Origin of the sequence: Streptomyces sp. NPDC020983, from assembly GCF_044333485.1 — a bacterium.
Taxonomy (GTDB): Bacteria; Actinomycetota; Actinomycetes; order Streptomycetales; family Streptomycetaceae; genus Actinacidiphila.
Map to the genome: position 1 here is coordinate 138,419 of NZ_JBIRRA010000013.1, position 18,867 is coordinate 157,285.

The 18,867-nt window shown below is 75.5% G+C and carries 12 protein-coding genes; 4 read left to right on the plus strand and 8 right to left on the minus strand.

Features of this window, described 5'->3' with window-relative positions:
* Window positions 1-48: 48 nt before the first annotated feature.
* The gene (locus tag ACH4SE_RS27190) at window positions 49-306 is read left to right on the plus strand and encodes a mycoredoxin (RefSeq protein WP_398546108.1); all 258 of its coding nucleotides are present in this window, start codon (window positions 49-51) and stop codon (window positions 304-306) included.
* 45 nt (window positions 307-351) lie between these two features.
* On the opposite strand, the gene nudC is transcribed toward ACH4SE_RS27190, so the two are convergent.
* From nudC to ACH4SE_RS27215, 5 genes are all read right to left on the minus strand, one after another.
* Window positions 352-1,293 carry an NAD(+) diphosphatase gene (gene nudC / locus ACH4SE_RS27195; protein ID WP_398546201.1) on the minus strand — a complete coding sequence of 314 codons (942 nt, stop codon included), beginning with the start codon at window positions 1,291-1,293 and terminating at the stop codon, window positions 352-354.
* A gap of 197 nt (window positions 1,294-1,490) precedes the next feature.
* Window positions 1,491-4,877: an ATP-dependent DNA helicase gene (locus ACH4SE_RS27200; RefSeq protein WP_398546109.1), complete on the minus strand. Its 3,387-nt coding sequence runs from the start codon at window positions 4,875-4,877 to the stop codon at window positions 1,491-1,493.
* Window positions 4,878-4,961: 84 nt separating this feature from the next.
* Entirely contained in the window at window positions 4,962-5,768 is an 807-nt protein-coding gene (locus tag ACH4SE_RS27205; RefSeq protein ID WP_398546110.1) for a hypothetical protein, read from the minus strand.
* 194 nt (window positions 5,769-5,962) lie between these two features.
* The gene (locus ACH4SE_RS27210) at window positions 5,963-9,670 is read right to left on the minus strand and encodes a UvrD-helicase domain-containing protein (protein WP_398546111.1); all 3,708 of its coding nucleotides are present in this window, start codon (window positions 9,668-9,670) and stop codon (window positions 5,963-5,965) included.
* Between the two features lie 447 nt (window positions 9,671-10,117).
* Window positions 10,118-10,498, minus strand: a complete 381-nt coding sequence (locus tag ACH4SE_RS27215; RefSeq protein ID WP_398546112.1) for an MGMT family protein — start codon at window positions 10,496-10,498, stop codon at window positions 10,118-10,120.
* Between the two features lie 89 nt (window positions 10,499-10,587).
* Between ACH4SE_RS27215 and ACH4SE_RS27220 the strand changes: the two genes are divergently transcribed.
* From ACH4SE_RS27220 to ACH4SE_RS27230, 3 genes are all read left to right on the plus strand, one after another.
* Entirely contained in the window at window positions 10,588-13,698 is a 3,111-nt protein-coding gene (locus ACH4SE_RS27220) for a lysylphosphatidylglycerol synthase domain-containing protein (protein ID WP_398546113.1), read from the plus strand.
* 187 nt (window positions 13,699-13,885) lie between these two features.
* Window positions 13,886-14,581 (plus strand): hypothetical protein, encoded by a 696-nt coding sequence (locus tag ACH4SE_RS27225; protein WP_398546114.1) that lies wholly within the window; start codon window positions 13,886-13,888, stop codon window positions 14,579-14,581.
* Window positions 14,578-15,645 (plus strand): hypothetical protein, encoded by a 1,068-nt coding sequence (locus ACH4SE_RS27230; protein ID WP_398546115.1) that lies wholly within the window; start codon window positions 14,578-14,580, stop codon window positions 15,643-15,645. The genes ACH4SE_RS27225 and ACH4SE_RS27230 overlap by 4 nt, the downstream gene beginning before the upstream one ends.
* 93 nt (window positions 15,646-15,738) lie before the next feature.
* Here ACH4SE_RS27230 and moeZ read toward each other — a convergent pair whose 3' ends face one another.
* The 3 genes from moeZ to ACH4SE_RS27245 all read right to left on the minus strand — a co-directional run bounded on the left by moeZ (window position 15,739) and on the right by ACH4SE_RS27245 (window position 18,737).
* Window positions 15,739-16,917, minus strand: coding sequence for an adenylyltransferase/sulfurtransferase MoeZ (gene moeZ / locus ACH4SE_RS27235; protein ID WP_398546116.1), 1,179 nt, complete (start codon window positions 16,915-16,917; stop codon window positions 15,739-15,741).
* 129 nt (window positions 16,918-17,046) lie between these two features.
* Window positions 17,047-17,835, minus strand: coding sequence for a spherulation-specific family 4 protein (locus ACH4SE_RS27240; protein ID WP_398546117.1), 789 nt, complete (start codon window positions 17,833-17,835; stop codon window positions 17,047-17,049).
* Entirely contained in the window at window positions 17,823-18,737 is a 915-nt protein-coding gene (locus ACH4SE_RS27245; RefSeq protein ID WP_398546118.1) for an NAD-dependent epimerase/dehydratase family protein, read from the minus strand. Before ACH4SE_RS27245 ends, ACH4SE_RS27240 begins: the two co-directional genes overlap by 13 nt.
* Window positions 18,738-18,867 lie beyond the last annotated feature (130 nt).

Consider the following 18,867-nt stretch of genomic DNA (forward strand, 5'->3'; position numbering starts at 1 on the left):
CGGGCGTTAGCCGAGTGCCAGATTCTCTCGCGACGAGGAGCGACACCGATGCCGGGCACCGTGACCATGTACAGCACCAGCTGGTGCGGCTACTGCCGCCGCCTGAAGTCGCAGCTGGACCGCGAGGGCATCTCCTACACCGAGATCAACATCGAGGAGCACCCGGAGTCGGCGAAATTCGTCGAGGAGGCGAACGGCGGCAACCAGACCGTGCCGACCGTCCAGGTCGTCCCCGCCTCCGGCGCCGCCGAGGTCGTCATGACGAACCCGAGCCTGGCGCAGGTCAAGCAGGCGCTGGGCGTCTGACCCGGCACCCGTCCGGCACGGCTGCCGCCCGCCCCGCCCCCGCCCTCACGGGCGGGGCAGCGGGGCGCCGTACCACTGCTCGATGAGCCGGGCGGCGATCGAGATGCCGAACGGCGGCAGCACCTCGCCGGAGGCGAAGGCCGCGCGCAGCTCGTCCCGGGAGAACCAGCGGGCCTCGTGGATCTCCTCGCCGTCGACATTGATCTCCGAGGAGACGGCGCGCGCGAAGAAGCCGAGCATCAGGCTGGACGGGAAGGGCCACGGCTGGCTGGCCATGTAGGTGACGTCGTCCCCCACCGTGACGCCGACCTCCTCGGCGACCTCGCGCCGCACCGCCTGCTCGATGGACTCACCGGGCTCCACGAAGCCCGCCAGCGTCGAGAAGCGGCCCTCCGGCCAGTGCAGCTGGCGGCCCAGCAGCGCGCGGTCCCGGTCGTCCGTGACGAGCATGATCACGGCGGGGTCGGTGCGCGGGTAGTGCTCGGTCAGGCACGCGGGGCAGCGCCGGATGTGGCCCGCGGCGGCGATGACGGTGCGTTCGCCGCAGCGGGAGCAGAAACGGTGCATGCGCTGCCAGTTCTCCAGCGCCACGGCGTGCACCATGAGGCCGGCCTCCAGCGGCGAGAGCAGCCCGCCGACCTCGCGCAGCCCGGCGGGCCGTGCCGCGCCGTCCATGCGGCCGGGCAGGGCGTCCTTCTGGAGGGCGAAGTAGCGCACGCCCTCCGGGTCGATACCGAGGAAGTAGCGGTGCATCTCGGTCTCCGGCGCGTCGAACGCCGGCGTCATGACCAGTTCGGTGCGGCCGTCTGGGCCGTCCTCGACCAGCACCTGCCCGCCGGAGACCACGAAGACCCGGGTCGTCGGGTGGCTCCACGCCGCGGCGAGCCAGGCCTCGTCCGTGCGGTGGTGGGCCGCGCGGTCCACCCCCGTGTAGGTGAGGGCGAGCGGGCGGTCCTTCGCGTCAAGTCCGGTCAAGGTCGTTTCCATCTCCCCGTCGAGCGTGGGTACGTACACCGGCGCACCACCTTGTCGTCCCGCAGGTGCCAAGCACCGGCGGCGGGGGAAATTCCCGGTGACGGTACGGATACGCCACGTCGTCCGAGGCGGAGCGCGCCTCATGCAGCGTAGCCCGGCTCGGCGTGCGTCCGCGGAACGGGACCTCCCGGCGGCCTCCCGCCCCCGGGTCAGCCCCCGGCCAGCAGCCGCTCCAGCTCGGTGCGGCCCGGCAGGTCCGCCGGGCGCACGACCTGGCCGCTGCGCACGAACAGGAACGCCGCCGTCACCCGCTCGGGCGGCACTCCCAGCATCTCCGCCCAGGCCAGCCGGTAGATCGCCAGCTGCAGCGGATCCGCGGTCGCGGCCGGGTCGCGGCCGGTCTTCCAGTCGACGATCTCGTACGTGTACGCGTCCGGCTCCGGATCCGCCGCGCCGCCTTCCACCGGCTCGCGGTACACCGCGTCGATCCGGCCGCGCACGATCCGGCCGCCCAGCGTGAGGTGCACCGGGGCCTCGACGCGGTAAGGGGTGCGGTCGGCGTAGGGGCTGCGCAGGAAGGCCTCCTTGAGCGCCGTCAGATCGGCCTCGTCGGCGATCTCGTCGCCTGACTCGATGCCGGGCAGGTCCTCGGGCCCGAAGAGCGGGCGGGCGTCGAAGCGGGACTCGACCCAGGCGTGGAAGCGCGTGCCCCTGCGGGCCGCGGGCGCGGGCGGGTGCGGCAGCGGGCGGGCCAGCTCGCGGGCCAGCTCGTCGGGGTCGGTGGCCAGCAGCATGAGCTGGCTCGCGGTGAGCGTGGCGGGCAGCGGCACGTCCCGCACGGTGGCGCGGGAGCGGCGCAGCTCGTCGGCGAGCGCCTCCAGGTCGCGGTCCCAGGAGGCGACGAGCCGGGCCTCGGCCGGATCCAGCCCTTCCGCGGGGTCCCCGCCGTCCGCCCGGTCCGCGCCGCCGCCGTCCTCCGGGCCGCCGGAGCCGTCCGCGGCGCGCGCGCCCGGGATCGCACCCGGATACGCGGCCCCCGGCCCGTACGGCTCCGCGGCCTCCTCCTGCGCCGCGTAGGCGAGCACCCGGCGGGCGGCGCGGCGGCGGCGTTCCAGCGCCTGCGGGTCCAGGGGCAGCGGCCAGGCGGGCTCGGCGGTCTGCTCCAGGGCGGGGTTGGCGGCGCCCTCCTCCGGTTCGTCGGCCCAGGCCTCGATCTCCCCGTACCCGGCCTCGCAGTGCGCGCGCAGGGCGTCGAGGAAGGCGGAGGGCCCGAAGGGGGACTTCTGCGTGGGCCCCCACCAGTGGCCCGAGCCGAGCAGCAGGGACCGGGGCCGGGTGAAGGTGACGTAGCCGAGCCGCAGCTCCTCGACGCGCTGGTGCTCCTTCATGGCCTCCCGGAAGCCGTCGAGCCCGGCACGCGTCCACTCGGTGACGTCGGGCAGCGTGGCGGCGTCGCCGCGCAGCGCGTGCGGCAGCACCTTGGCGTTGACCGGCCACAGCTCGCGCCCCCGGGTGCTCGGGAAGCCCCGCTCGACGAGCCCCGGCACCACCACCACGTCCCATTCCAGGCCCTTGGACTTGTGCGCCGTCAGCACCTTGACGGTGTTCTCGCCGCCGGGCAGCGAGCTGTCGAGGCCCTTCTCGTACTCGGCGGCGGTGTGCAGGAAGCCCAGGAAGGCCAGCAGCGTGGCCTCGCCGTCCAGGGCCGCGAAACCCGCCGCGACGTCCAGGAAGCCGGTGAGCGTCTCGCGGCGGCGGGCGGCGAGGGCGTGCGGGGAGGCCGACAGCTCGACCTCCAGGCCGGTGACGGTCAGCACCCGGTGCAGCACGTCCATCAGCGGGTCGGCGAGGGAGCGGCGCAGCTCGCGGATCTCGCCGGCGAGCCGCGCGAAGCGCACCCGGGCCTCGGCGGAGAAGGGCAGGCCGTCGTCGGTGCCGGACAGGTCGGCGAAGGTCTCCAGCGCGTCGGCGAGCGACACGACCTCCGCCGGGTCGACGCCCTCCACGGCGGCGGCCAGCCGGTCCCGCCCGTCCCCGGTGTCCCTGCCGTGGCGGACGAGCAGCCGGGCGCGGCGGCCGAGCAGTGCCAGGTCGCGCGGGCCGATCCGCCAGCGCGGGCCGGTCAGCAGCCGCACCAGCGACGCGTTGGCGGTCGGGTCGTGCAGCACCTCGCACACCGCCACCAGGTCGGCGACCTCCGGCAGGTGCAGCAGCCCGGACAGGCCCACGACCTCGACCGGCACGTCCCGGGCCACCAGCGCCGCGTGGAGCTGCGGGAAGTGCGCGGCCGTACGGCACAGCACCGCGATGCCGCCGGGCGGCGTGCCGGTGCGCACCAGATGGGCGACGGAGTCGGCGACCCAGGCCGTCTCGTCCGCCTGGGTGGGCAGCAGGGCGCAGCGCACCAGCCCGTCGTGCTCGGCGCCGGGCGCGGGCCGCAGCGCCTCGACGCCCTCGTGGCGGGCGCGCAGCTCCGCGGCGAGGGTGTTGGCCAGGTCCAGCAGCCGGCCGCCGGAGCGGCGGTTCTCGCTGAGCGAGTAGCGGTCGGCGGGGCGCCCGTCCGCGTACGGGAAGTGCTCCGGGAAGTCGTCGAGGTTGGCGACACTGGCACCGCGCCAGCCGTAGATGGCCTGGCAGGGGTCGCCGACCGCGGTGACGGCGTGGCCGGTGCCGCCGCCGAAGAGCCCGGCGAGCAGCAGCCGCTGGGCGACGGAGGTGTCCTGGTACTCGTCCAGCAGCACCACCCGGTACTGCTCGCGCAGCGCGGCGCCGACCTCGGGGCGGCTCTGCGCGAGGGTCGCCGACAGGGCGATCTGGTCGCCGAAGTCCAGCAGGTCGCGCTGCCGCTTGCCCTCGCGGTAGGCGGCGGCCAGCCCGGCGAGGTCACGGCGGGCGGCCACCGCCTGGCGGACGTCCCTGACCCAGGCGTAGCCGCGGCGTTCCGGGTCGAGGCCGGCCAGCTCCTCCGCGAGCTGTTCGTCGTACGCGCGCAGCCGCTCGGGCGGCACCAGGTGCTCGGACAGCTCGCCGGCGAGTGCCAGCAGATCCCCCACGAGCGTGGGCAGGCCCTTGGTGAGCGCCGGGTAGGGTCCGGGGGCGGCCCGCAGCACCTGCGCGGCCAGCTGGTAGCGGGTGGCGTCGGCGAGCAGCCGGGCGGTCGGCTCCAGGCCGATGCGCATGCCGTGGTCCTTGAGCAGCTGCCCGGCGAAGGCGTGGTAGGTCGAGATCTGCGGCTCGCCGGGGTGCTCGGCGGCCGCCTCCGTCCCGGCGTCGTACGGCTCGCGCCCGCCGGGGTCCCTGCCGTCCGTGCCGCCGTCCGTCACGCCCGCCCGGACCAGCGCCCTGCGGACGCGCTCGGCCAGCTCGCCGGCCGCCTTGTTGGTGAAGGTCAGGCCCAGCACCTGCTCGGGCGCGACCTGGCCGGTGCCGACGAGCCACACCACCCGGGCGGCCATCACCGTCGTCTTGCCGGAGCCCGCACCGGCCACGATCACGCCCGGGGCGAGCGGCGCGACGATGCACGCCGTCTGCTCCGGGGTGAACGGGATGCCCAGCAGCGCCTTCAGCTGCTCGGGCGATTCGATGCGGGTCGCCACCCATGGAGGCTATCCGGAGCCGCCGACACCGGGCGCCGCTGGCCTGCTGCGATACCCCGCGCGGGCACCGCAGCCGGCCGGCGGTCAGATGTGCAGGCCGCCCGGACCGCCGACCTTGCTCGGGTCGATCGTCAGCGAGGGAGGGGGCGCCGACACGTTCGGCTGCTTGCCGAAGTCGGAGAAGACCATGAGCATCGGCTGGCCCTGGTCCGTGCCCTGCGCCCGCACGATGACCGGCTTGTCGCCCGTGGTGACGGATATGGTGGTCTTGTCCTCACCCTCGGTCTCGATGAGCTGGAACACCTGCTGCCCGTCGACCGTGGCCGACTGGCCCTTGTCGAGGGTGCTCTCCGACCCGTCGTCCTCGCTCAGCGTGTCCATCATGCCGTTGAGGTCGCACATGGTCTTGAAGTTGTCCTGGTCGTCCGAGTCGAACTCGGACGAGGGGATCTTCACCCACTTGTCGCCGATCACGACGGCGGCGTCGGCGTCGGCGTTCGTCGTCCAGAAGGTGCGGTCGCCCTTCATGTACGTGTAGGCGCCGCCGGTGAAGATCAGCTGGGCCTTGCCCTGGCCCATGTCCACCGCGAGCGCGCACTTGTCCGTCGTCGTCAGGGTGCCCTTGACGTGCATCTTCGTGCCGTCGTCGTCCGTTCCGGACAGCTCGTAGGTCATGGCGCCCGAGTCGCGCATGCCCTGCTCGGCGCGGTCGAGGACCTCGTCCGCCGTCAGGTCCGCGAACGGCTCGGCGGCCTTCGCCGACGTCGTCACGACGGGCTTCATCAGGGGAGCCGCGTCGTCGCCCTTGTCGTCGCCGCCGCATCCGGTGAGCGCGGCGCCTCCGGCCGCGACCGCGCAGAGCGCCGCGATGAACGTTCGTGTGGCCGGCATGGCCCGTACCCCCTCGATCCAGTGCCGGCAACGCCCGCGTGGGCGCGCTTCCCCACCCCGGGTGGCACAGGAAAACCATAGCGGGCGGTACCGACAGCCCGTGCCGCGCCCGTTCGCGCACGCCGGCCGCACGGAGGGCCGCCCGGCGGGACACCGCGCGGCCTCCTCGCAGCCACCCGGAGGCCGCCGTCACGTCACTCGACGACGTGCCGTCCCTCCGGCCGGGCGGAGCAGGAGGCCCGGAAGGCGCAGTGCGTGCAGTGCTGGCCGGCGGCCGGGGTGAAGCGCTCGTCCAGCACCCGGGCGGCGGCCGTGGCCAGCAGCTCCTCGGCCCACTCCCCCGCGAGCGGCTCCTGCCGCTGCACCGCCGGTACGGCCTCGCCGCCGTCGCGGCGGGCCGCGCCGATCCGCAGCTGCACGAGTTCGGCGCCGCCCGCGGGCGGGGTGGCGCCGCCGAACAGCGTGTCGACGGCGCCCTCGCGCACGGCCAGCTGGTAGACCGCCAGCTGCGGGTGGCGTGCCACCTCGGCGGCGGTCGGCCTGGACCTGCCGGTCTTGAAGTCGACGACGTAGGCCGCGCCCTGGGCGTCCGTCTCGACCCGGTCCATGCTGCCGCGGATCCGCACCCTCGCGTCGCCCGCGGCCAGGGTCACGTCGAAGTCGTGCTCGGACGCGACCGGGGTGCGGCCGCGCTCCGTCACGTGCCAGCGCAGGAAGCGCTCCAGGGCCGCGCGGGCGTTGTCCTTCTCCTGCCGGGACTTCCACGGCGCGTCGAAGGCCAGGGCGTCCCAGACGTCGTCCAGCCGGGCCATCAGCACGTCCAGATCCGCGGGCGCGCGGCCGGACGCGACCTCGTCGGCCAGCACGTGCACCACGTTGCCGAAGCCCTGCGCGGCCGTCGCGGGCGGTTCCGCCCTGACCTCGCGGCCCAGGAACCACTGCAGGGCGCACGTGCCGGCGAGCTGGTCCAGCGCGCTGCCGGACAGGACGACCGGCTGGTCGCGGTCCCGCAGCGGCACGGCCGAGGCCGTCGGCTCGTACAGGCCCCACCAGCGGTCCGGGTGCGCCGACGGGACCAGCGGGTGGCCGTCGTCGTTCAGCGCCGCGAGCCGGGCCAGGCGGCGGGCGGCGGCGTCCCGCAGCGCGGGCGAGGCCGCCGGGTCGACGGCGGTCGCGCGCAGCTCGGCGACCAGCGCGGCCACCGCGAGCGGGCGGCGCGGCCGGTGCGTCACGTCCTGCGGCGGCACTCCCAGCTCGGCGAGGAAGCGCGAGGGCTGGTCGCCGTCGTCCGCGGCGGACCTCACCGCCGTCACGAGCAGGCGCTCCGACGCGCGGGTCGCCGCCACGTAGAACAGCCGGCGCTCCTCCGCGAGCAGCGCGCCCTGGCTCAGCGGCGGGGCGATGCCGTCGCGGCCGATCCGGTCGGCCTCCAGCAGCGAGCCGCGGCGGCGCAGGTCGGGCCACACACCCTCCTGCACGCCCGCGACCACCACGAGCCGCCACTCCAGGCCCTTCGCGCGGTGCGCGGTCATGAGCTGCACCGCGTCCGGGCGGACGGTCCGGCCGCTCAGTGTGTCGGCGGCGATGTCGTGGTGGGACAGCTCCTCCAGGAAGTTCAGGGCGCCGCGGCCGCCCGTGCGCTCCTCCGCGCGGGCCGCCGACTCGAACAGCGCGCACACCGCGTCCAGGTCGCGGTCGGCGTTGCGGCCCGCCGCGCCGCCGCGCAGGGCGGCCCGCTCCAGGCGGGCCGCCCACGGGGTGCCGTCCCACAGCGCCCACAGGGCGTCCTCGGCGGTGCCGCCCGCCGCGAGCGCGGCGCGCGCACGCGCCAGCAGCGCGGCCAGGCGCCGCGGGGCGCGGGCGTAGGAGGCGTCGTGCGCCACGAGCAGCTCCGGCCGGCTCAGCGCCTCAGCGATCAGCTCGTCGGAGGGGCGGGGCACGGCGGCCCCCGCCGCCCGCTCCTCCTCGCGCAGGGCCCGCCCCAACCGCCGCAGATCCCCGGCGTCCATGCCGCCGAGCGGGGACCCCAGCAGCGTGAGGGCGTCCTCCACCCCCACCCGTACGCCGTTCGCCGCCGCGCGCGGAGGTACGGGCGCCGGGGCGGGCCCGGGTGCGGTGCCCGGCGCCGTTCCCGCCGGTTCCCCGGCGGCTGCCCGCGCACGGCTCCCGGCGGCTTCCCCGGGGGGCGCGGGGGCGTCGCCGGCAGCAGGGGCATCACCGGAAGCCGGGGTGTCACCGGAAGCCGGGGTGTCACCGGAAGCGGGGGCATCACCGCCCGCCGGGGCGTCACCGGAAGCCGGGGTGTCACCGGAAGCGGGGGCGTCACCGCCCGCCGGGGAATCGCCGGAAGCCGGGGAGTCGCCGGAAGCCTGGGCGTCGCCGGAAGCGGGGGCGTCACCGCCCGCCGGGGAATCACCGCCCGCCGGGGCGTCACCGGAGACCGGGGCGTCACCGGAGGCCGGGGCGTCACCGGAAGCCGGGGCGTCACCGGAGGCCGGGGCGTCACCGCCCGCCGGGGCGTCGCCGGAAGCCGGGAGGAGGGAGGTGGCGGCGACGCGGAGGGCCAGGAGGAGGGGGGTCAGGGCGGGGTCGGTGTGGAGGGGGGTGGTGGAGGGAGGGAGGTCGATGGGGACGCCGGCCGAGGTGAGGGCGCGGCGGAGGGGGGCGAGGGCGGCGGTGGAGCGGGTCAGGACGGCCATGTCGTGCCACGGCAGGCCGTCCTCCAGGTGGGCGCGCCGCAGCGTGTCCGCGACGGACTCGACCTCGGCGCCCGGCGTCGGGTAGGTGCGCACGGCCACCGTGCCGCCGGGCGCGGTCGCGGACGGCGCGCGGTGGGCGCGGACGGCGGCGGCGGGCAGCCGGGGCAGCGGCATGCGGGCGGCGATCTGCCGGGTGGCCGCCAGCAGCCCGGCGCGCGCCCGCCGCGAGGCGCGCAGCACGCGCACCGGCGCCGGGTGCCCGTCGCGCCGCGGGAACTGTTCGGGGAAGCCGAGGATGCCGTTCACGTCGGCGCCGCGGAAGGCGTAGACGGACTGGTCCGGGTCGCCGAAGGCGACCAGCGTGCGGCCCTGTCCGGCGAGCGCCCGCAGCAGCCGCACCTGCGCCGGGTCGGTGTCCTGGTACTCGTCGACGTAGACGGCGTCGTAGCGCCGCGACAGCCGCTCGTGCACCTCGGGGCGCCGGGCCAGCAGCACGGCGCGGTGGACGAGCTCGGCGTAGTCGACCATCCCGCCCAGCTCCGTGACCTCCAGGTACTCGTCCAGGAAGGCCGCCGCCGCCGTCCAGTCGGGACGCCCGATGCGGGCGGCGAAGGCGGCGAGCGCGTCCGGCCCGAGGCCCAGCTCGCGGGTGCGGGCCAGCACCGCGCGCACCTCGTCGGCGAAGCCCCGCGTGGTGAGTGCCGCCCGCAGGTCCGCGGGCCAGCGGACCCGGCCGAGGCCCTCCTTCTCCAGTGCGGGCTGCCCGGCGAGCAGCTCGCGGACCAGCAGGTCCTGCTCGGGCCCGGACAGCAGCCGCACCGGCTCCTCGAAGGCCTCGGGGCTCTGCTCCTCGCGGACCAGGGCGTAGCAGAAGGAGTGGAAGGTGGAGGCGTGCAGCCCGGCCAGGCCCCGCGCGGCCATCCGGTCGCGCAGGTCGACCGCGGCGCGGCGGCTGAAGGTCAGGACGAGGACGCGGTCGGGCGCCGTCCCGGCCCGCACCCGGGCGAGCACGGATTCCACGAGTGTCGTGGTCTTGCCCGTCCCGGGCCCGGCGAGCACCAGCAGCGGGCCGTCCCGGTGCTCAACCACCGCCCGCTGGTCCGCGTCCAGCACAGGGGGCCGTACGGGCTCCGGCGGGGTCCGCAGCAGCCGGTAGCCGGTCGCCGCGGAGGCAGCGGGGGCGGGGGGAGGAGACAGGATCACGTGGTTCGCCGGTTTCGTGGTGGTCGGTGGTGCGGTGGCGCGCGGGCGCACCGGTGGGTGCGCCGGATCGTACGACGGCGCGCACGCCCGTACGCCGGTGCGGTCGCCGTACGGGACGGGCGGTGCGCGCCCGGGCCGCCGCCGTCCGCTGCGGTCCCCCGACGCTACGCCGCCCGCCGCGGGGACACGCCGCCGCGCGCGGGGCGGGTGCCCGCCGGAGCCCGTCCGCCGGCCCCGGCCGCGGCGCGGGGGCGGTGCGGTGCGCTGCGGACCGCCCGGGCCCGGCGGGCCGCGCGCACACTGCCGCGCGCCCCTGAGGGCGCCCGGCCCGCGCACGGCGGCGGGCGCGGGGGCTGCCGGGCGGGGGCGCGGCGGGACACGCGCGGGGTGGCGATGCGGTGGTCGGGCCCCGGATGGCCGAAGCTGGGGGGCATGAGCTTCCGGCCCTCAGCCGCCGTCCGCGCCCGGCGTGCGCCCGTCCCAGCGCGCCCGGCGCATGTCGATGCGCGGTATGTGGCCCTCCGTCGCGGGGCCCGCGGCGCGCAGCGGGGTGCCCTCGGCCCGGTAGGCGTCCAGGGCGCGCAGCTCGTGGCCGGGGAGCAGCACCCCGTCGGACCGGACGACGCGCCACCACGGCACCCCGCTGCCGTACAGCGCGAGCACCCGGCCGACCTGCCGGGGGCCGCCCTCGCCGAGCCACTCGGCGATGTCGCCGTAGCTCATCACGCGCCCCGGCGGGATCAGGTCGACGGTGTCGAGCACCCGGTCCGCGTACTCACCGGGTCCGTCCGGGGCGTTCCCCCCGTTCTCCGCGCTCTCCTCGCTCATCCGCCCAATCCTGCCGCAGACCACCGACACCGGGGGGTTCCGGTGTCATCCGTACGGTGCTCATGCCACCATCGTCCCGGCGGTGACTGGTGATACGAGATCAAGAAGAGACCGAAGCGGATCAGCCGGGCGCGGACGAGGCCGGAGCGGCCTCCCGCGCCCGTAGAGCGCTGCCCGCGCCCGGGAACGGGGGCGGCGCCCGGCCGCGCCCGCACGCCGGCTCCGGTGGCCGCGAGGGCTCCGACGGCACCGCCGAGCAGCCCGGCGCCGGGGACCCTCCCCCCCTCCCGGCCCGCGGCGGGACCGGCGACGGCCACGACCGCGGAGACGGCGGCGAGGGCGGGGACGGCGCGGACGGCGCCCCCCACCCGCCGAACGGCAACGGCGCGGACGGCACCGCCCCCCGTCGGCCCGGCGGCGAGGGCGGCACCCCCCGCGGGGCCGACGGCACCCGCCCCACCGGCGGCGGCGACGGCGGTCCGCCGCCCGGCGGGGACGGGCCCGGCGGCCACCGGCCCGGCGGCGGCGACGGACCGGGCGGGCACGGCCACACCATCGTGCCCGAGCCCTACCCCGCGCCCGTCGCCGTCGACGAGCCGCTGCTCGCCGCGCGTGTGCACCGCCCCGCCGACCTCGTGCGCTTCCTGCTGGGGCTGCTGGGGATCGCCGTCGTGCTCGCCGTCGCGGGCTTCGCGCACGCGACCACGACGGGCCTGGAGACGGACATCACGAAGGGCACGGACCACGCGCCCGACGTGCTGTCGTCGTTCGCGGGTCTGACGGCGAGCATCGCCGTCCTGATCGTTCCGGTGGCGTTCGCGATCGAGCGGCTGGCCAAGCGGGACGGCCTGCGGATCGCGGACGGGGTGCTCGCCGCGGTGCTGGCGCACGGCACCGCGCTGGCCACCGACCTGTGGGTGACGAATTCCGCGCCCGGCCCGATCCGCGACGCGCTCACGCACAACTCACCGTCCGGCACGGGCATGACCGACCCCGTGCACGGGTATCTCGCGCCGGTCATCGCCTACGTGACGGCGGTCGGCATGGCGCGCCGCCCGCGCTGGCGTGTCGCGCTGTGGTTCGTGCTGCTCCTGGACGCCTTCGCGGTGCTGGTCGGCGGCTACACGACACCGTTCTCGATCGCCGTGACGGTGCTGATCGGCTGGACGATCGGCTACGGCACCGTCTACGCGGTCGGCTCCCCGAACGTCCGGCCGACCGGCCGCCAGCTGCTGGCCGGGCTGCGCCGGGTGGGCTTCAGCCCGCAGACCGCCCGCCGGGTGCGGCAGGACGGGCCCGGCACCGCGGACACCGACCGCGGGCGCGGCTACCTGGTGACGCTGGAGGACGGCCCGCCGCTGGACGTCACGGTGGTGGACCGCGAGCAGCAGGCACAGGGCTTCTTCTATCGCGCCTGGCGCCGCCTGTCCCTGGTCGGCGGCATCAACGAGCGGCGCAGCCTGCTGTCGCTGCGGCAGGCCCTGGAGCAGGAGGCCCTGCTCGCGTACGCGGCGATCGCCGCGGGCGCGAACGCGCCGAAGCTCATCGCGACCTCCGAGCTGGGGCCGGACGCGGTGATGCTGGTCTACGAGCACATCGGCGGCCGCCGGCTGGACGCACTGGCCGTCGAGGAGATCACCGACACGCTGCTGCGCGAGGCCTGGACGCAGGTGCGGGCGCTCCAGTCGCGGCGCATCGCGCACCGCCGCCTGGTCGGCGAGTCGCTGCTCGTGGACCGGTCGGGCCGGGTCTTCCTGACCGACCTGCGGGGCGGCGAGATCGCGGCGGGCGACATCGTGCTGCGCATGGACGTGGCGCAGCTGCTGGCGACGGTGGCGCTGCGGGTCGGCCCGGAGCGCGCGGTGGCCTCCGCGGTCGCCGTGCTCGGCCCGGACGCGGTGGCCAGCGCGCTGCCGCTGCTCCAGCCGATCGCGCTGAGCCGCGCCACCCGCGCCCAGCTCAAGCAGCTCGCCCGGGAGCGGGCGCAGCGCGAGCGGGAGGCGGTGCTCGCGGCGTCGGACCGCGAGAAGGAGGCGCGCGACCAGCGGCGTGCACAGGAGGCGGCGGCGGGCCGCCGGGGCGCGGTGCGGGCCGACGCCGAGGCCGAGGAGCGGGACGGCAAGGACGGCAAGGCGGTCTCGAAGGCGGAGCGCAAGGCGGAGAAGCGGGCGATAGAGATCGCGCTGGAGGAGGCCCGCGAGGAGGACCTGCTGTCGCGGATCCGGCAGCAGGTGCTGCTGATCCGCCCGCAGGCCCCGGTGGAGCCGGCGCGGCTGGAGCGCATCAAGCCGCGCACCCTGATCACCGTGATCGCCGGCGCCTTCGCCGCGTACTTCCTGCTGTCGCAGCTCAGCTCGGTGCCGATCGGCCAGGCCGTCGCGCACGCGGACTGGCGCTGGGCGCTGGTGGCGGTGGCGGGCTCGGCGGCGAGCTATGTGGCGGCCGCGTGCGCGCTGGCCGGCTTCGTCCCGGAGCGGCTGTCGCTGGTGCGGACGGTGCAGGCGCAGATCGCCGGGTCGTTCGTGAAGCTGGTGGCGCCGGCCGCGGTCGGCGGCGTGGCGCTCAACACCCGCTACCTGCAGAAGGCCGGGGTGCGCCCGGGCCTGGCGGTGGCGAGCGTGGGCGCCTCGCAGCTGGTGGGCCTGGGCATGCACGTGGTGCTGCTGATGACCTTCGGCTTCATCACGGGCACCGAGAAGACACCGTCGCTGTCGCCGTCCCGCACGGTCATGGCGGGGCTGCTGACGGCGGGCGTGCTGGTGCTGGTCGTCACGGCGGTGCCGGCGCTGCGCAAGTTCGTCTCGACGCGCGTACGGGCGCTCTTCGCGGGTGTGGTGCCGCGCATGCTGGACGTCCTCCAGCGCCCCGGCAAGCTCGCGACGGGCCTGGGCGGCACGCTGATGGTGACCGTGACCTTCGTGGTCTGCCTGGACGGCTGCGTACGCGCCTTCGGCGGAAGCCTGAGCTACGCGGCGATCGCGGTGGTCTTCCTCGCGGGCAACGCGCTGGGCTCCGCCGCCCCGACGCCGGGCGGCGTGGGCGCGGTCGAACTGGCCCTGACGGGGGGTCTGATCGCGGCGGGGCTGCCCAAGGAGGTGGCCACCCCCGCGGTGCTGTTCTTCCGGCTGCTGACGTTCTGGCTGCCGGTGCTGCCGGGCTGGCTGTCCTTCACGCAGCTCTCCCGGCGCGGGGAGTTGTGAGGCCGGCCGCGCGCCGGTGCCGGGTTTCGAGACACGGCCGTGACCGAATCCGCACACCAGGGCACTCGTGTGCCGCTTCCGCTTTCTGTACGGTGAGTTCCCTGGAATCGGGGACCAGTTGGGTGGTACGTGTCTGCGGCGCCCCCCGCGGTCCCGTGTCGGGACGGCCGGACGGGGAGCCGAACGTATGCGAGCCCATAGGGCGCTGACAGCCTGTGCGGTGGCGGTGACGAGCGCGGCCGCCGCGGTGGTGACGGCCGGATGCGGTGGCAGCTCGGGGTCGGACAAGGACAAGACCATCGACCTGCCGTCGGCCACGCCCACGGCCTCGGCCCCGGCGTCGCCCACGTCGTCCGCGGCGAAGGCGGGGGCGCCGCTGAAGCTCGACCCGGCGGTGGCGATGCCCGCCGGTGTGAAGGTCGTCTTCGACTGGACGATGCCCGCCGACCCGGCGCAGAACGCCGCACTGACGGCCGCCGCGAACTACCTCCAGGCCGTCGACCACGCCGTGGTGAAGCAGAAACTCCAGGACCCGCCGCTGTACGCGCACTCCGCGAACACCGCGCTGGCGCACGGCAAGGACTTCGTGCAGGCCAACATCAGCGGCAAGCTCACGCTCAGCGGCACCGACCGCTTCTACCAGCCGGCCTTCACCGAGGGCAGCGGCGGCGCGCAGGCCACGTCGGTGGGCATCACGCTGTGCGAGGACCAGTCGAAGCTCTACAGCAAGGAGATCGCCACCGGGAAGGTGCGCGTGACCGGTGACGACCCCCGCAACTACCTGGGCTACTCCCTGGTCGTGGTCAAGGTCGCGACGGCACACCCGTTCTGGCAGGTCCAGGGACTCGCCGTGAAGGAAGGGGCGAAGCAGTGCATGCAGTGAGGACTCCCGGCACGATATGCCGCGGACTGGTGGTCGCCGGGGCGCTGGTGCTGGCCGCCGCGGGCCCGGGGTACGCGTACACCAGCCCGTCCAAGTCCACCTCCGGCGACAGCGACGGCAGCGGCCTGCTGGCGGCGGGGGTGCACATCACGTACCCCTCGGGCAAGCACGAGGAGGCCGGCAGCAGGCCGATGGGCTCGTCGAACGTGACGTGGTCGCCGCCGCCGTGCTGGATCGGCCCGATCGGCGACCCGAAGACGTTCAAGGCGAACATCCTCAAGCAGGTCGCGGACACCAACGTGCCCGGCCAGGCGAACTACGCGCTGGAGGCCATGAACGAACTCCAGCGGCACTACGAGGAGGGCTACACCTGGGACGGCGGGGGTGAGGGCTACAAGGACTTCAACCTCGACAAGCAGGGCAAGGGCCAGTTCTGGGGCCCGATCTCGAACCCGGACATGGGGAACGACCCGCGCACCATGGACTGCAACGGCACGCTGCCCTTCTGGGTCGACAACGGCAAGACGCCCCCTCCCGGCACCCCGAACGTCATCACCGTCGAGATGCTGTCCCGGCTGGCGTACGCCAACACCCGGGTGCCGGGCGTCACCGTGGTGACGAGCCCCGCGCAGACGCAGACCGTCAACCTGCCGACGTGGGTGCGCCTCACGCAGAACTACAGCACCGTGCGCGTGCGCGCCTACGTCGACCTCGGCGGCGGAGCGCAGCTGTGGGCCGAGACGAAGGCGGTGCCGCAGCCCGTCGAGATCGACCCGGGCGAGTCGGACGCCACCCGCTACCCCGCGTCCGGCCTGTGCCCCGTCTCGGCGGACGGCTCCGTCGGCAAGGCCTACAGCGGCAACCCGCAGGCCACCCCGCCGTGCGGCATGACCTACCGCCGCTCGACGGTCGGCAGCGCCCCGTACCCGCTGCGGGTCACCGTCCACTGGAAGGTGAGCTGGACGGGTTCCGGCGGCGCGGGCGGCGGCCTGCCGGACGGCGTCGTCACCAACGACCCGGTGCCGCAGGTGACCGTCCGGGAGATCCAGGCGGTCAACCGCTGACCGGGGCACCACCCGGCGCGACGACGGCGGGGCCGGCACCCCCGAAGGGTGCCGGCCCCGCCGTCCGTCCGCGGTGTGCCGCCCGTGCGCCGGTCAGTAGATCGGCTTGTGCGGCTCCACCGTGTTGACCCAGCCGACCACGCCGCCGCCGACGTGCACGGCGTCGGAGAAGCCCGCGGACTTCAGCACGGCCAGCACCTCGGCGCTGCGCACGCCCGTCTTGCAGTGCAGCACGATGCGCTTGTCCTGCGGCAGCGTCTCCAGCGCGCTGCCCATCAGGAACTCGTTCTTCGGGATCAGCTTCGCGCCCGGGATCGAGACGATCTCGTACTCGTTCGGCTCGCGCACGTCGATGATCTCGATGTTCTCGCCGTCGTCGATCCACTCCTTGAGCTGCTTGGGAGTGATCGTCGAACCGGCCGCCGCCGCCTGCGCCTCCTCGGAGACGACACCGCAGAAGGCCTCGTAGTCGATGAGCTCGGTCACCGTGGGGTTGGTGCCGCACACCGCGCAGTCCGGGTCCTTGCGGACCTTGACCGTGCGGTAGGTCATCTCCAGGGCGTCGTAGATCATCAGCCGGCCGACCAGCGGCTCGCCGATGCCCGCGAGCAGCTTGATGGCCTCGTTGACCTGGATCGAGCCGATCGAGGCGCACAGCACGCCGAGGACGCCGCCCTCGGCGCACGAGGGGACCATGCCGGGCGGCGGGGGCTCCGGGTACAGGCAGCGGTAGCAGGGGCCGTGCTCGGACCAGAACACGGAGGCCTGGCCGTCGAAGCGGTAGATCGAGCCCCACACGTACGGCTTGCCGAGCAGCACGCAGGCGTCGTTGACCAGGTAGCGGGTCGCGAAGTTGTCGGTGCCGTCGACGATCAGGTCGTACTGGGAGAAGATCTCCATCACGTTGTCCGACTCGAGCCGGGTCTCGTGCAGCACGACGTTCACGTACGGGTTGATGCCCAGGACGGAGTCGCGGGCGGACTCGGCCTTGGAGCGGCCGATGTCGGACTGGCTGTGGATGATCTGGCGTTGCAGGTTCGACTCGTCGACCTCGTCGAACTCCACGATGCCGAGCGTGCCGACACCGGCGGCGGCGAGGTACATCAGGGCGGGCGACCCGAGACCGCCGGCGCCTACGATCAGCACCTTGGCGTTCTTGAGGCGCTTCTGCCCGTCCATGCCCACATCGGGGATGATCAGGTGACGCGAATATCTGCGGACCTCGTCAACGGTGAGCTCGGCGGCCGGCTCGACCAGGGGTGGCAGCGACACAGGGACCTCAGCAATACGGTTGGTCGGTCTCAGACGGTACGGGCGCGTCTTCGCACACGCATCCCTGCAACACTGCCACGCCGGTCTTCATTCCAAGACACCCGGTCCGAGGGCCGAGACATCCCGCGGTCACATGCTGGGCGGTGGCCGGTCCGCGGCCCCCTGCGCGGCCGCGCGCACCAGCCGGTCCCAGTATCCGGGCAGGCCGGACCACGGGTCGGTCCCACCGCGGTCGCCCCGGTCGGTCAGGCACACCGTGCCCGCGCCCTGCCAGCGGGCGATGCGCAGGGCGCCGTCCAGATGCAGTCCGGGCACGGAGTGGACGAGGTGGACGAACATGGACGGCGGGTGCGCCGCGGTCCACTGCGGGGCCTCCGACCAGCGGTAGCGGTCCCAGGGGCCGGCGAAGGTGACGAGCTGGTCGGCGAGTTCGGCGTAGCGGGGGTGCGGGTGGACGCCGTGCCCGAGCACGACGAGCCCGCTCCCCCGGCTCCCCCCGCCCGCTCCCGGCTCGCGCTCCAGCAGCGCCCGCAGCGTCGTCACCGCCCAGTGGCAGTCGGCGGCCTGGTCGCGGCCGGCGGGCGCGCGGTGCAGGTAGAAGCCGTCGACCCGGTACCAGTCGAGGTAGCGGGAGGCGTCGGAGACCAGCTCCCCGAAGGGCCGGTCGCCGTACGCGGCATCCAGCGTCCCGAGCAGTGGGACGCCGTTCTCACGCACGCGCGCGGTCACCTCCGCGTACAGCGGGTCCGGCCGGCTCCCCGGCCCGCGGCCCACGTCGAACGCCGCCCACCGCAGGCCGGCCCCCGGCCGGCCCAGCTCGGCCCACTCCGCCGGGGCCATGAGCGGATGCGCCAGCCCCGGCACGGCGAGCCCGGTCCCCGTACTCCTGGCGCGGGGCGACCCGGTCACACGCGGCATGCCGCCTCCATCCACACGTCGGCCAGCGACTCCTCCAGCCCGATCCGCGGCCGCCAGCCGAGCCGGTCGCGGGCGGTGCGGACGTCCGCCTGCTGCCACAGGCCGCAGCCGTCCGGGTACGGCGGCGCCACCGCGCCGCCCCCCGGCGGCTCGTCCAGCTCCCGCACCGCGCCCTCGTAGCCCGCGACGTGCGCGAGGGCCGCGGCCATGTCGCGCATCCGCACCGCGCGGCCGCTGCCGATGTTGACCACGCCCTGCGCGGCCGACAGCGACGCGGCGTGCACCGCCCGGGCGACGTCCCGCGCGTCGACGAAGTCGCGCTGCACCGCGAGCCCGCCGAGCCGCAGCTCGGGCTCGCCGTTCTGCATCGCGCGCCGCAGCGCCTCCGCGATCCGCCCGAGCGGCGCCCCGGTCGGCGTACCCGGCCCCACCGGGCTGAACACCCGCAGCACCACGGCGTCCAGCCCCGAGCCGAGCACCAGCTCCGTCGCGGCGAGCTTGCTCACCCCGTACGGCCCGCCGGGCCGGGGTACGGCGTCCTCCCCGGTCGACGACCCGGCGGGCGACGGCCCGTACTCCGAGCCGCACCCGACCTGCACCAGCCGCGCCCCGGTCCCGCTGCGCCGCATCGCCTCGCACACGGTCGCGACGGCGACGGTGTTCTGCCGCGTCAGCTCCCGCGCGCCTCCCCGCGTCGTCCCGGCGCAGTTGACCACCACCCCCGGATGCACCGCGTCCAGAAAGCGCGCGAGCACCCCCGGCGCCCCGCTGGACAGGTCGAAGCGCACGTCGGCGTCGTCGCTGCGCCCCAACGCCGTGAGCTGCACCGCCGGATCCGCCAGCAGCCGCTCCGCGACATGCCGCCCCAGGAAACCGTCGGCCCCGAGCAGGAGCGCTCTCATCGGGCACCTCCCCGCTCGCCCCGCCGGGCGGTGGCGCGGGGCGGGCACGCGGACGGCTCGCGGTCGGCGAAGGGACGGGGCGGAGGCAGGGGGGACGGGGGGGCCGGTCGGGCGGTGTGCGTGGTCACGG